Origin of the sequence: Bacillus cereus group sp. RP29, from assembly GCF_040459765.1 — a bacterium.
In the GTDB taxonomy this organism is placed as follows: Bacteria; Bacillota; Bacilli; order Bacillales; family Bacillaceae_G; genus Bacillus_A; species Bacillus_A paranthracis.
The window spans coordinates 2666802-2679775 of sequence record NZ_JARVHN010000001.1 but is presented as its reverse complement, the minus strand read 5'-3'; the positions used below and the strand labels follow the sequence as shown (position 1 = coordinate 2679775).

Sequence of the window (12974 nt, the reverse complement as noted above, 5' to 3'; positions counted from 1 at the left end):
AACTTCAGAATATTTACAATAGTTGATAATTAGAATACATTTTACTAGTACAAAGATTCACCTGTACAAAAATCTAAACTAAAAGGGATGGTTATATGTTGAAGAAATTAGTAGCAGGTACATTAGTAGCGGGATTTGCATTAACTGGAGGACTAGGAGTAGCAAGTGCTGAAGAAAAAGGTAACACAATTAAGTCTTTTGATTATTTAAAAGTGGATGAACAGAATGTTAATTCTCTTACAAAATTAAGTGATCAAGATAAGAAAGACATCCAAATTACTATGGTATTACCAGAGCAAAATGAAAATGGAGATTGGTTAGCTTACGGTTTTACTAGCCGTGAAACATTAGATGCTTATATTGAAAAGGATAAAAAAGTACTTAAAAATAAAATTAATCCTTTAGGTAGCGGTGCTGGTAGTACTGATTTTTATGAACATAAAGATAAAGGTGGCCAATATATTTACTGGAGCAGCGGCTTTAAAAACTTACCATCTAGCTGGAACGACAGAATTTCCTCTGTAAGTACAGCATCACCTTCAGCAAGTTATTCAACGACACTTTGGGAGCATACTTCAACACAAGGCTATGGAAAAGGTGTTGTATTCAAACATGCGGATTGGTACGGTAAAACTGCTAATTTAGCTGCTGATTGGAACGATATTACTTCAGCGATTGACGTAAAAAAATAATAGGATATTCAATTTCTCCCGTAAAAATTCAAACCACTATTCTCTTATTCATTTAGAGAATAGTGGTTTATTATAATTCCATTTAAGCGTGTACAGCATGTCCTACCGCTTGCAATAAAGCTTCATGAATCGCTTCAGATAAAGTTGGATGCGCTGCAATATAATCGCTCATAATATCGGCAGTAACTTCCGTATGAATCATTACAGTTCCTTGACCAATTAGTTCTGTTGCACGAGGACCAATAATAGAAATTCCAACAATTTCTTGATATTTAGGTTCCACAATAACTTTTACTTTCCCCGTTTGTTCTCCAATAATAAGCGATTTTCCATTTGCTGTAAAAGGAAATTCTCCAATTTGTATGTCACCGTACTGCTCTCTTGCATCTTTTTCTGTTAAACCGACACTAGCAATTTCTGGAGCGGTATAAATACAGCGAGGTACAGCATGGTAGTTTACTTTTACATCTTCTCCACTCGCGTGTAATGCTGCCGTCGTTCCTTCATGGAATGCAACGTGAGCAAGCTGGATTCCACCAATCACATCTCCTGCTGCATAAATATGTGATACATTGGTTTGCATATGTTCATTCACAGAAATTCCTTTATTTGAATATTGAATTCCTGCTTTTTCTAAATCTAATTGTTGTACACGTGGTTTTCGGCCGACAGAAACGAGAACAAATTCTGGATTAACTTCTTGGATACTTCCTTCATATTCAAATGAAGCCTGCTTCTTATAATTATTTAATCCTTTTAAAGCTGCTCCTGTAAATATTTCTACACCATCATTTTCTAGTTTCCCTCTTAAAATGTGTGCGATATCTTCATCTTCACCTGGTAATAATTGCGGTGCCATTTCAACAATCGTAACTTTTGTTCCAAGACGACTATAAATACTTGCAAACTCGCATCCTATTACACCACCGCCAACGATTAATAATGATTTTGGTATATAATCTATGGACATTGCATGGCTACTATTTAAAATCCACTTTCCGTCAAATGGAGCAAAGGGTAATGCAGTCGGTTCTGAACCTGCCGCTATAATGAACTGTTCTCCATCTACTACATCTTCTTTATCACCGTATATAACTCGCACACGATGATCCGTTTCAAAGTTCGCTTTACCTTGTATAACTTTTATTTTATTTTTCTTCATTAAATATTGAATTCCTTGAACGAGCTGCGTTACGATTTGTGATTTCCTCGCCTGCATTTGCTTCCAATCAATTGATATACTTCCATTATTGAGTGTAACTCCATAATGATTCGCTTTTCTCACAATGTCATGCACTTCTGCACTTTCTAACAATGATTTTGTAGGCATGCATCCAACATTTAAACAAGTCCCGCCAAGATCAGCTTCATCAATAAGAGTGACATCTTTTCCATTTTGAGCTGCGGTAATTGCCGCTACATAGCCAGCAGGTCCGCCACCAATAACGACTAGTTTACTCATTCTCTCACCTTCTCTTTATAAAAGAATTGTTACAGGTTCTTCTAAATAACGTTTAATTGTGCGTAAAAATGCAGCTGCTGGTACACCATCTAATACACGATGATCGAATGTTAAACTTAAAGGTAACATACTGCCTTTTTTTATTTTCTTCCCTTTATATACTGGAACATGTTCAATTGCACCTACACCTAAAATACCAGTTTCAGGTGTATTTAATACTGGCGTAAAATATTCAATACCGAAGCTACCTAAATTACTAATTGTAAAGGTTGTCCCTTGCATATCATCACTACTTAAACTACCTTCTCTTGCTTTTTGTGCAACGTTTTTAATTTGTTTAGATAACTCTACTAAAGATAGATTATTAGCAAAGCGAATAGCTGGAACGACTAATCCTTTTTCTAATGCGACTGCCATGCCTAAATGAACATGTTCAAATTGATGAATTGTATCATCCATATAAGCGCTGTTCATTTCTTTATGCTCTCCAAGCGCTAATACAACAGCACGAGAAACGAAATCCGTAATAGTTAGTTTGTTATCGTATCGTTTTTGTACAACTGAAGCTATTTCTTTATGTAAAGCAACTAAATCTGTAACATCTACTTTCATCGTTAATGTTAATTGTGCACTATTTTGTAAACTTGCATGCATACGGTTTGCTATTGCTTTCCGCATACCAGTAACAGGAATTACTTTACTTTCTTCTTGTTCAAGTACTTCTGGAATTGTTACTCTTTCTTCAATCGCTTTTAATACGTCTACTTTTGTAATCCTTCCGCCAGGGCCTGTACCAACTAATGCTTTGATATCTAGATTTTCAGACTTTGCAATTTTCTTCGCTACAGGTGAAATTTTGATTCTTTTCTTCGCCACTTCTTTCGCATATGGTTCTGGATGTTGGACCTTTTTAGGCTCTAGATTAGGTGCTTTTTCTTCTACAACATTTATACTTTCATTGATTTCTACTTTTTCGTTCAGCTTACCGATATAGCAAATGACAGTGCCAGGTGGAACTCCCTCATCTTCACTTACAGCTATATCAAGAACAGTTCCATCAGCTGGTGCTTCTATTTCAGTTTCGATTTTTTCCGAATTAATACTAGCAATTAGTTCACCTTTTGAGACATGATCGCCTGCTTTAATATTCCAGCTTGTAATAATACCTTCTTTCATCGCCATACCTAACTTCGGCATTACAACTTCTACAGCCATGCTTCTCTCTCCCTTCTCATCGTTTTATTACACATGTAATAAAGTTTGGTCTCCGATCATTTCTGATACAGTTTCAATTACTTTTTCCGGCGTTGGTAAATATAACTTTTCAAGTGGTGGCGAGAACGGAACTGGTGTATGTGGTGCTGTAATTCGTTTAATAGGCGCATCTAACAAATCGAATCCTTTATCTGCTACAATTGCCGCAATATCCGTTGCGATACTACATCTTGGATTTGCTTCATCAATAACAATAAGGCGATTTGTTTTTTCAACTGATGCTAAAATCGTATCTTCATCCAGTGGTGATAAAGAACGTGGATCAATTACTTCTACTTCAAGTCCTTTTTTCGATAATTGCTCAGCAGCCGCAAGTGCTGTATGAACTTGTTTTCCAATTGCGATGATTGTTACGTCAGAACCTTCCCGTTTAATATCCGCTTTTCCTAATGGAATTGTGTAATAACCTTCTGGCACTTCACCCTTCATATTGTAGAGTGTTTTATCTTCAAAGAAGATTACCGGATCATCATCTTCAATTGCCGCTAATAGTAAGCCTTTTGCGTCATATGGAGTAGAAGGAACGACAACTTTTATACCTGGAATGCTCGTAAATAACGCATACAAACTTTGTGAATGTTGTGCAGCTGCGCTAAAACCTGCACCATGCATCGTACGTACTGTAACTGGCACTTTCGCTTTACCACCGAACATATAGCGGAACTTTGCACCTTGGTTTAATACTTGATCAAGACAACTACCGATAAAATCATTAAACATTAATTCAGCAATCGGACGTAGTCCTGTTGCCGCAGCTGCCATTGCTGCTCCCATGTAACCCGCTTCTGAAATTGGTGTATCTAAAATACGATTTCGGCCAAATTCTTGTACAAGGCCTTTCGTAACACCAAGAACACCGCCCCATGCTTCATCATCTTGCAAGTGATCAACTTGTGCACCACCTGCAACGTCTTCTCCTATTAAAATTACATTTTCATCACGGCGCATCGATATTTTCATCGCTTCATTAATTGCAGTTGACATACTTACTGTTCTAGTCATTATTTTTCACCCTCCTCTTATTTGTAAGAAACGTATACATCTTTTAATAACTCTTCATCCTCTGGATATGGACTATTTTCACTAAATTCAATTGATTTTTGAACCGCTTCATCTACTGCCTTTTCCATATCTACAAGCTCAGATTCAGTTAATACAGCTTCATGAATTAAATGCTTACGGAAATTCACAATCGCATCTTTTTCATTTAAATGTTCTTCTTTTTCTTCTGAAGTTTTATACGTTTGTGCTTCACCTTCGAAATGACCGTAATTACGATATGTCATACATTCAATTATTGTTGGACCACCGCCGTTACGCGCACGTTCTACTGCTTCTTCAGCAGCTTTATATACAGCTAGCAGATCTTTTCCATCCACTTGAACACCTGGAATGTTATAAGCTTTCGCACGATCCGCAATAGAATCACAACTTGAAGCATATTCAAATGTCGTTGCTTCACCGTAACCGTTATTTTCAGCGATAAAAATAACTGGTAACTTCCAAATCGCCGCTAAGTTAACCCCTTCATGGAATGTTCCTTCATTATTTGCTCCATCACCGAAGAAACAAACACTTACATCTTTCGTTCCTTTATATTTAGCTGTTAATGCCGAACCGCAAGCAAGCGGGAAACCACCACCTACAATGCCATTTGCACCAAGCATTCCTTTATCTAAATCAGCAATATGCATGGATCCGCCTTTACCTTTACATAATCCTGTCGCTTTCCCGAAAAGTTCAGCCATCATACCGTTTAAATCACAACCTTTTGCGATACAGTGTCCATGTCCTCTATGCGTACTTGTAATACTGTCACTATCCGTTAAGTGGGCACATACACCAACTGCTACCGCTTCTTCCCCAGCGTATAAATGGACGAAACCTGGCAGAACGCCTTGCGCGAATAATTCATGCACCTTATCTTCAAACTTACGAATCTCTAACATTTTTTCGTACATCCAGCGAGCTTGTTCTTTCGTAATTCCATTCCCTTTACTTTCAGTTGTTTTTAACATGTTCAGCCCTCCTATTTTCTTGTTCATCTTTTATATTGCAAGTACCGTGCCAATTTCCAATCCTTGATTTAATAGGTTTTCTCTCTATGTTGAAAATAAAAAAGTGGACAAAATGAGACATTAGTCTCGTTTTGTCCACTTTTGTTCACCTAATTTGAAAATTATTATCTTATTCACCATCAAAACTCTTCTGTAATTTTCGGATGTAAATAATTTGACCGATATGATATGCATTATGAGTAGTTACATTGGCTAGCACTTCCCACCACTTTGCAGAAACAGGAAATCCCACTACATCGCTTTCAACCTTTTCTTCATTTATGAGATTTTGCCATAGTAACAGTTTCTCTAGTAGTTTTTCTCGTAATTCATCGAAAGTTTGATTATTTGAAAGCATAAAACTTTTGTTATTATCTCCAATAGCGGGCACAGCATTCACATTCGATTCTTTATATCTAGTTTGCCACGTAGAATTCCAATACAATAAATGTTGTACAATTTCAGCTATACTGTTACTCTCTTCATTCGGTTTCCAGAAAGCTTCCCTCTCAGATAAACCCTTAACTGCATCTGAAAACGGAATATACCAACTAGGATCGTTCGCATTCGCTAATAACTGATCTGCTAATACATCCTTCACATGGGCCATTATTCTTCCCTCATTTCATAAACGTATTCATACTCACTTCTCTATATACGCTGAGTCCGTATAATTTCCTCTTTTAAAAATCTCATAGAATATAGAATTAACGGGTAATGCTCTCAAAACGAATGTAAGAATAATAGATTTTCTTATCATAACTCGTTATGATAAAAGAAAAAGAAAGCTGGCAGAAAATGAACAAAAAAGTCGCAATTATTACAGGATCCTCAAGTGGATTTGGACTATTAACTACACTCGAACTCGCAAAAAAAGATTATTTAGTTATCGCTACAATGAGAAACCTTGAAAAACAAGCGAACTTACTATCTCAAGCTACTCAACTAAACTTGCTGCACAACATAACAGTTCAACAATTAGATGTAACCGATCAAAACTCTATACATAACTTTCAATTATTTTTAAAAGAAATAAACAAAGTAGACCTCCTTATTAATAATGCAGGATATGCTAATGGTGGCTTTGTAGAAGAAATTCCAGTAGAGGAATATCGCAAACAATTTGAAACGAACCTTTTTGGTGCTATTTCAATCACTCAGCTTGTTTTACCTTATATGAGAGTACAAAAAAGTGGGAAAATCATTAATATAAGCAGCATTAGTGGTCAAGTTGGATTCCCTGGTCTATCTCCTTACGTTTCTTCCAAATATGCATTAGAAGGATGGAGTGAATCCCTTCGTTTAGAAGTGAAACCTTTTGGAATAGATGTTGCTTTAGTGGAACCTGGTTCTTATAACACGAATATATGGGAAGTTGGTAAACAACTAGCTACAAACCAATCTGATACTACTTCTCCTTACAAAGAATATATGGATAAAATACAAAAACATATTAATAGCGGCAGTGATACATTTGGTAATCCGATAGATGTTGCTAATAAAATTGTAGAAATTGCTGAGTCTAAGCGTACGAATTTACGTTATCCAATCGGTAAAGGTGTAAAATTTATGATCTTTGCAAAGAAAATTCTTCCTTGGAGATTGTGGGAATATCTTGTTTTGAGAAGCTTTAAGAAAATGTAATTACCTTTATTGAAAACCATTTTGAAAGAGGTGCTAATTAAATGTTAGGTTTACCCTATGGTAAAGTGTTTTTAGTTCCATGGACTGAAGAGTGGGCAATTGAATTTGTAAAGGAGAAACAATTCATTGAGGAACAAATTGGCGAACATATTTTAGCGATACACCATATTGGTAGTACTTCTATTCCACATTTAAGTGCAAAGCCCATTATTGATATAGCAATTGAATTAGAAAATTATAGGGACGGTATACATTGTATTAAAAAATTAGAACTACTAAACTATAAATATAGAAAAGATGTATTGCCTGAACGATATTATTTTAATAAAGGTGAGCCAAGAACTCATCAAATTCATATGTATGAAAAAGGGAATACACATGTAATAGAACAATTGCAATTCAGAGATTACTTAATAGTCAATAAAACTGCTCGTATACAGTATGAACAGTTGAAGATTCAACTTTCACAGGCTAATCCTAATGATAAACATCAATATGCAGAGGATAAAACAAATTTCATTAAATCCGTATTAGCGAAATTAAATGTTTAAATTGAATAAGAAACCATTTAGCAGTAAATGGTTTCTTATTTATTAGTTATCTCATTATGTATAATCAAATTTTTAATTATACAGCAGGTGGAACGAAATAAAATAGTATCGAGAGCATCAATATAAAAGAAACCATTCCCGTTATCGAAAGTATATATTCTTTTGATTTTCTATCATATTTCCATTCCATCCATGCTCTTAAAGTCCATGATATCCCTAAATAAGTGAACATGACATAAGCCATTTTAGCGTTTTCAAATTTAAACATATAATAACAACTACTTATTACATAAATAATAATAAGACCTATTTCTAATTTTACATGTACACTATTCACATGCTTATATCCAAAGAAGCCTCTTTTCTCCATATTTAATTTTCTTCTTAAAAACTGTTCTAAAAAGTAACCACCTATACCCAGTCCAATAATAATAATTAAAATTGTAGAGGTATCCATTGTTATCCCTCCAATTACTTTATATATTTTTAGAAACAAAGTGGACTATATTATGGTTATTCTCTTCTAAATAACTTACAATTCCTTCAGGATATGTTGGCTTCTCCTTTAATTCCTCTATGCTCTTCCATATTAATATAATATTCTCATGTTCTTTATGCCTTATTTCATTTGTAACCATCTCTTGAACAGTTCCCCAATATATCAATGTACAATGATGTCCTTTTTCGTTGTTCCACTCGAAAATATGCTCATTTACAACAGCTAGCTTTTGGACATCAATTTTCAAATCGTATTCTTCCATTAATTCTCGTATTATCGCTTCTTTTGCTGGTTCACCAAATTCAATAGAGCCTCCTGGAAAACGATAAAATGATTCATTTTCATCGCATTGAACGAGCACTTTTGAGTTATCTCCATTATAAATAATAACTTCTACACGTAATACAGATCTATTCATTATTTTCCTCCTTTAAATCTTTAATTGAAAATTTATTAAAGAAAGAAGTATATAATTAATCCAGTTATTATTAGCGCTGTAACTGCAAAAAATGAAATCAAGAACTCGCGCGATTCCTTATCATATTTCCACTCCATATATGATTGAAATCCATATAACGTGATAAAAAACAAAAGAGGTACATACCCCATAAATATACGGTTTGGAAACAAAGCACTTATCGCAATAACAACTATATAAGAGAAAATAATAATTCTATTCCCCCATTTATGTGTTTTATTCACATATTGATTATCCCATCCCTTTTGTTTCGGGATGTTTAATCTTCTTCTTGCTATTTTTTCAAAAACGAATATACATAGTACCCATAAAATTAATAGCGTTATTTTGGTAATTGACAGAAAACCCTCTCCTTTTATTTTCTTACTTTTATTTTCTCTGGCTGATCACTCGGATAAGTAGCTTTTCCTTTATTATCAATGTCCCAACTAATAATTGTCGCACTATCGCGTCCGAATTGATGATGAACGTGCTCTAATACATGATGAACACTTTCTTCAAGTTTTATATTATTTCTATTCATATCACTATACAGATTTACAGGAGTTTCATACCGACGTTCCCCGCATTCTAATACTCCATCTGTCACCATTACAATTCGATTCTTTCCATTACGTAATTCACGAATGCCTGTTGAATAACAAGGAACAGGTAAATCAAAAGTATTTACGTTACCAATCCATTCGTAAAAATGACGTTGATTTAGTGCGTATTGTCCTAATTTGTGTAATTCATCATGAAATACATACACTAAACAGTCTCCGATAGATAACCACCATATATAGTTTTCTTTTCTTACACATAGTAAGCAAGCTGTTTCACCTTTAATTCTTTTGCACTTTTCCTTAAATGAAGAAGATTGTAAGATTGTAAGAATATGATTTTCAATAGATCGAAATACTGTATCAATCGATTCATTCATCATTTCTTTTATATTTTCATATTCTTTTTGAATTGTATTTACTACTAAATCAACACTTTCTGCACTATTATGTCCATCTAATATAGCTGCAAATTCCCAATCACCATTTGACCAAACTAACGCACCATCTTCATTCTTTTTTGCTCCGGCACTAATATTCCCACCATATGCACCGAGCACGATATCACCATATTGCTTTACCGAAATTTCGTCTAAACACATTTCTCTACTTCCAATCCATGAATGTTGTCTATTATTTGTTGTATGCATATTCACTCACCATATACTTTCGTATTCTTTCGCATAGTTTTTTGATTTTTTCTGTATCACTATAAGGCGCACCGTTCCATTTCTCTACTTCAGTCAGTGACCAAAACTCTTTTGGTGTATTTGCATAACGCGGTATGATGTGCATATGCATATGTGGTACACCATTCCCTGAAACAAAAGTGTAAATATGTTCGGCACCTTCACTTTCTTTTAGTGCTTTACTTACTCTACTTGATATAAGTCCGAACCTTTTTGCTTCTTCATCTGTTAGCTCAGCAAGACCAGGTACATGTCTTTTTATATCTATCATTACATAACCAAGATACGTTTCTTCGCTATCCCAGTGGACATGTCCAACGTAAACGAGTTCATCTTCGTAAATAGCTCCACCTGGAACTGTAATATTTCCTTTATGTTTTTCACAAATGAAGCAATTTTGTTCTTCTTGATTATTTGTTGGCATATCCATCACCATCCTTTTTATATATAATATCATAAAAAAAGGAAAAATAAGATTTATATTCCGAAAATTCATTCTTTTAACGCAACAATTTTGAATTGAATTTACACCTCATTTTTTCTTCAAAACCACAACTCCAATTACAATCCCAATCACAATTCCGACTACTAAATTATTTGTAAAATAACCTTGGACTACACCGATTACAACCCCTATACCGACGCCTATCGCCAAGGCATCATTACTTTTTTTCTTTTTAGACAAAATAGCATCTCCTCTCATAATTTCTTCCAAAATAATATCTATTTACATGAAGTCACTGTCTCCTAATATATTCGCTATTCCACTTAATAATTTCCAAAAAATGCACTTTATTACTTATACTTTTCCACCACATAATCCTCTTCTTAAGAAGAGATTTTCAAGTCGCTATTAAACAAACATATCGTTATTCATCGAAGAATTAAATCAATGAAATAAAAAAACAAGTTTTTGCGTCAGCTGACGGTTCTGTTATCGTTCGAATATAATCTATTCAAACAAAAAACACACTTTGTATAATAAAGTGTGTTTTCTTGTTATCTTCTTTTTTGGTGAAATCCTTGTGTAATACGATCTAATATAATCGCAATGACAACAATGGCTAGTCCCGCTTCAAATCCCATCCCGATATTAACTTGTGTCACAGAGCGGTATACATCAACTCCAAGACCTGGAGCTCCTACAAGCGATGCTGTTACTACCATTGATAAAGAGAGCATAATACTTTGGTTCACACCAGCCATGATCGTTCCAGTTGCGAGTGGTAATTGTACTTTAAATAATTTTTGTGATGCGGTAGAGCCAAACGCATTCGCTGCTTCTATTAAATCTTCTGGAACTTGTCTAATTCCTAAGTCAGTAAAACGAATTGTCGGTGGCATTGCAAAGATTACCGATGCAATAATCCCAGGTACTACCCCTACTCCGAAAAATGTAATCGCAGGAATCAGATATACGAAAGCCGGCATTGTTTGCATAAAATCTAATGTCGGTTTTAAAAATTTTGAAAACCGTTCATTTTGCGAAGCTAAAATGCCAATTGGGATACCTACAATAATTGAAATAATAACAGATGTAAGTACAAGAGCTAATGTCTGCATCGTCTGTGCCCAGTAGTTAATATTCAAAATAAATAATAATCCGATGAGTGTAAAAATAACTAAAGATACTTTTCTCGTTGTGTACCAAATGAGGAAACACAAAATAATAATCATCAATATAGCCGGTATTATTGTTAAAAAATTAGTGAGTAAATCAACGAATCCACCGATAATATAAGAGAATCCTCGGAATAAGCCTTCAAAGTGCTCATATAAACTTGCAACAAATGAGTCGACCCATTCCCCTAAAGGAATACGTGGTATACTATTCATCGTCTTTCACCTCTTCTTCAATATTACCTGCAAGAGCTTGAATGACACTTTCACGTTTAATAATTCCTCTTAGCCTTTTCTTCTCATCAATTACTGGTAACGGATATTTCATCTCCGCCATTTTCGCATACGTTTCTTCCAGTAAAGTATCTAAATACACGTGCGGAATATCGGTAAGTAATAAATCAGCAATCGGCCATTGCTTTTGTACTGCTTTACTCGCATCATCTGCCGTTAATATTCCTAAAAACTCATATTTTTTGTTTACAACATATACGGTAGAAACGCCGGCATTTCTCATAATTTGAAGTGCTACACGTGGTCCACGGTCTATTAATAACGTCTCTGGTCGTTTTAATATAGATTCCGCCGTTATTACTTTTCCTAAATTCACATCCGCCACGAATTTCTCTACAAATTCATTCGCAGGACTCATCATAATTTCTTCTGGCGTTCCAATTTGGACAACTTCTCCATCTTTCATTAACGCAATTCGATCACCAATTCGAAGGGCTTCATCTAAATCATGCGTAATAAAAATAATTGTTTTTTCCATTTTATCTTGTAATTCTAACAGTTCATCTTGCATTTCTTTTCGAATCAGTGGATCTAATGCACTAAATGACTCATCCATAAGTAAAACATCTGGATCATTCGTAAGCGCTCTCGCAATGCCGACACGCTGTTGCATACCACCACTCAGTTGACTTGGATAATTATCTTTATGATGATCAAGTCCAACTAACTTCAAGGACTCTAACGCTTTTCTCTCTCGTTCCTCTACTGGAACTCCTTGTATTTCCAACCCATATGCAACATTTTGCAAAACGGTACGATGAGGGAATAGAGCGAATTTCTGAAACACCATGCTCATCTTCGTTCTTCTCACTCTTCGCAACTCTTCTTTTCCCATCGTTGCGATATCCTCTCCATCTATGTATATATGCCCCGCTGTTGGTCTAATCAGTTGGTTTAACATACGAACTAATGTCGATTTCCCGCTACCAGACAATCCCATAATAACGAAAATTTCTCCCGTATATACTTCGAACGTCGCCTTTTTTACGCCAACGTTCATTCCTGTCTCTTTCAAAATTTCCGATTTACTTTTTCCCTCTTTTAATAAGGTAAGCGCTCTTTGCGGGTGTTTCCCAAATACTTTTGTTACGTTTTCAACACGTACCTTTGTATTATCCATGTCACTACTCCTTTTCTACCCATCTATTCACATAGTGTTGCGATTTTGCAA

At 35.0% G+C, this 12974-nt stretch carries 16 protein-coding genes; 3 read left to right on the top strand and 13 right to left on the bottom strand.

The features are described 5' to 3' along the window. Nucleotides 1-95 precede the first annotated feature (95 nt). A complete protein-coding gene (locus QCI47_RS14300; RefSeq protein WP_000914447.1) occupies nt 96-692 on the top strand; it encodes a hypothetical protein in 597 nt (198 codons plus the stop codon). Nucleotides 693-774: 82 nt separating this feature from the next. Here QCI47_RS14300 and lpdA read toward each other — a convergent pair whose 3' ends face one another. The 5 genes from lpdA to QCI47_RS14275 all read right to left on the bottom strand — a co-directional run bounded on the left by lpdA (nt 775) and on the right by QCI47_RS14275 (nt 6096). After that, nucleotides 775-2154: a dihydrolipoyl dehydrogenase gene (gene lpdA, locus QCI47_RS14295; RefSeq protein ID WP_309423087.1), complete on the bottom strand. Its 1380-nt coding sequence runs from the start codon at nt 2152-2154 to the stop codon at nt 775-777. Nucleotides 2155-2169: 15 nt separating this feature from the next. After that, entirely contained in the window at nt 2170-3369 is a 1200-nt protein-coding gene (locus tag QCI47_RS14290; RefSeq protein WP_000257750.1) for a dihydrolipoamide acetyltransferase family protein, read from the bottom strand. Between the two features lie 27 nt (nt 3370-3396). Further along, nucleotides 3397-4431 carry an acetoin:2,6-dichlorophenolindophenol oxidoreductase subunit beta gene (gene acoB, locus QCI47_RS14285; protein WP_095842852.1) on the bottom strand — a complete coding sequence of 345 codons (1035 nt, stop codon included), beginning with the start codon at nt 4429-4431 and terminating at the stop codon, nt 3397-3399. 17 nt (nt 4432-4448) lie between these two features. Further along, nucleotides 4449-5447 carry an acetoin:2,6-dichlorophenolindophenol oxidoreductase subunit alpha gene (gene acoA, locus QCI47_RS14280; protein ID WP_061130477.1) on the bottom strand — a complete coding sequence of 333 codons (999 nt, stop codon included), beginning with the start codon at nt 5445-5447 and terminating at the stop codon, nt 4449-4451. A gap of 169 nt (nt 5448-5616) precedes the next feature. After that, nucleotides 5617-6096, bottom strand: a complete 480-nt coding sequence (locus QCI47_RS14275) for a DinB family protein (RefSeq protein WP_000951609.1) — start codon at nt 6094-6096, stop codon at nt 5617-5619. Between the two features lie 188 nt (nt 6097-6284). Here QCI47_RS14275 and QCI47_RS14270 point away from each other — a divergent pair, with 188 nt between their 5' ends. Next, the gene (locus QCI47_RS14270; RefSeq protein WP_061130476.1) at nt 6285-7130 is read left to right on the top strand and encodes an oxidoreductase; all 846 of its coding nucleotides are present in this window, start codon (nt 6285-6287) and stop codon (nt 7128-7130) included. A 41-nt stretch (nt 7131-7171) separates the two neighbouring features. Continuing rightward, the gene (locus tag QCI47_RS14265; protein WP_000901188.1) at nt 7172-7681 is read left to right on the top strand and encodes a GrpB family protein; all 510 of its coding nucleotides are present in this window, start codon (nt 7172-7174) and stop codon (nt 7679-7681) included. A gap of 76 nt (nt 7682-7757) precedes the next feature. Here the strand turns inward: QCI47_RS14265 and QCI47_RS14260 are convergent, their stop codons facing one another. From QCI47_RS14260 to QCI47_RS14225, 8 genes are all read right to left on the bottom strand, one after another. After that, entirely contained in the window at nt 7758-8138 is a 381-nt protein-coding gene (locus QCI47_RS14260) for a DUF4181 domain-containing protein (RefSeq protein ID WP_076873884.1), read from the bottom strand. A 19-nt stretch (nt 8139-8157) separates the two neighbouring features. Then, nucleotides 8158-8598, bottom strand: coding sequence for an NUDIX domain-containing protein (locus QCI47_RS14255; protein WP_071741997.1), 441 nt, complete (start codon nt 8596-8598; stop codon nt 8158-8160). 35 nt (nt 8599-8633) lie between these two features. Then, entirely contained in the window at nt 8634-8972 is a 339-nt protein-coding gene (locus QCI47_RS14250; protein ID WP_071741996.1) for a DUF4181 domain-containing protein, read from the bottom strand. Nucleotides 8973-9013: 41 nt separating this feature from the next. Continuing rightward, the gene (locus tag QCI47_RS14245) at nt 9014-9850 is read right to left on the bottom strand and encodes a PP2C family serine/threonine-protein phosphatase (RefSeq protein WP_000557569.1); all 837 of its coding nucleotides are present in this window, start codon (nt 9848-9850) and stop codon (nt 9014-9016) included. Beyond that, a complete protein-coding gene (locus QCI47_RS14240; protein ID WP_071741995.1) occupies nt 9834-10319 on the bottom strand; it encodes an HIT family protein in 486 nt (161 codons plus the stop codon). Before QCI47_RS14240 ends, QCI47_RS14245 begins: the two co-directional genes overlap by 17 nt. A gap of 102 nt (nt 10320-10421) precedes the next feature. Then, nucleotides 10422-10592: a glycine zipper domain-containing protein gene (locus QCI47_RS14235; RefSeq protein ID WP_071742003.1), complete on the bottom strand. Its 171-nt coding sequence runs from the start codon at nt 10590-10592 to the stop codon at nt 10422-10424. 296 nt (nt 10593-10888) lie between these two features. Continuing rightward, complete coding sequence (locus tag QCI47_RS14230; RefSeq protein ID WP_001084762.1) at nt 10889-11725, bottom strand: ABC transporter permease; 837 nt, start codon at nt 11723-11725, stop codon at nt 10889-10891. After that, nucleotides 11718-12923, bottom strand: coding sequence for a quaternary amine ABC transporter ATP-binding protein (locus QCI47_RS14225; protein WP_000370623.1), 1206 nt, complete (start codon nt 12921-12923; stop codon nt 11718-11720). Before QCI47_RS14225 ends, QCI47_RS14230 begins: the two co-directional genes overlap by 8 nt. Between the last annotated feature and the right edge of the window lie 51 nt (nt 12924-12974).

Coding starts and splice junctions, on each gene's coding strand:
- QCI47_RS14300 (WP_000914447.1), top strand. CDS start 96: ATGTTGAAGAAATTAGTAGCAGGTACATTAGTAGCGGGATTTGCATTA.
- lpdA (WP_309423087.1), bottom strand. CDS start 2,154: ATGAGTAAACTAGTCGTTATTGGTGGCGGACCTGCTGGCTATGTAGCG.
- QCI47_RS14290 (WP_000257750.1), bottom strand. CDS start 3,369: ATGGCTGTAGAAGTTGTAATGCCGAAGTTAGGTATGGCGATGAAAGAA.
- acoB (WP_095842852.1), bottom strand. CDS start 4,431: ATGACTAGAACAGTAAGTATGTCAACTGCAATTAATGAAGCGATGAAA.
- acoA (WP_061130477.1), bottom strand. CDS start 5,447: ATGTTAAAAACAACTGAAAGTAAAGGGAATGGAATTACGAAAGAACAA.
- QCI47_RS14275 (WP_000951609.1), bottom strand. CDS start 6,096: ATGGCCCATGTGAAGGATGTATTAGCAGATCAGTTATTAGCGAATGCG.
- QCI47_RS14270 (WP_061130476.1), top strand. CDS start 6,285: ATGAACAAAAAAGTCGCAATTATTACAGGATCCTCAAGTGGATTTGGA.
- QCI47_RS14265 (WP_000901188.1), top strand. CDS start 7,172: ATGTTAGGTTTACCCTATGGTAAAGTGTTTTTAGTTCCATGGACTGAA.
- QCI47_RS14260 (WP_076873884.1), bottom strand. CDS start 8,138: ATGGATACCTCTACAATTTTAATTATTATTATTGGACTGGGTATAGGT.
- QCI47_RS14255 (WP_071741997.1), bottom strand. CDS start 8,598: ATGAATAGATCTGTATTACGTGTAGAAGTTATTATTTATAATGGAGAT.
- QCI47_RS14245 (WP_000557569.1), bottom strand. CDS start 9,850: ATGCATACAACAAATAATAGACAACATTCATGGATTGGAAGTAGAGAA.
- QCI47_RS14240 (WP_071741995.1), bottom strand. CDS start 10,319: ATGGATATGCCAACAAATAATCAAGAAGAACAAAATTGCTTCATTTGT.
- QCI47_RS14235 (WP_071742003.1), bottom strand. CDS start 10,592: ATGAGAGGAGATGCTATTTTGTCTAAAAAGAAAAAAAGTAATGATGCC.
- QCI47_RS14230 (WP_001084762.1), bottom strand. CDS start 11,725: ATGAATAGTATACCACGTATTCCTTTAGGGGAATGGGTCGACTCATTT.
- QCI47_RS14225 (WP_000370623.1), bottom strand. CDS start 12,923: ATGGATAATACAAAGGTACGTGTTGAAAACGTAACAAAAGTATTTGGG.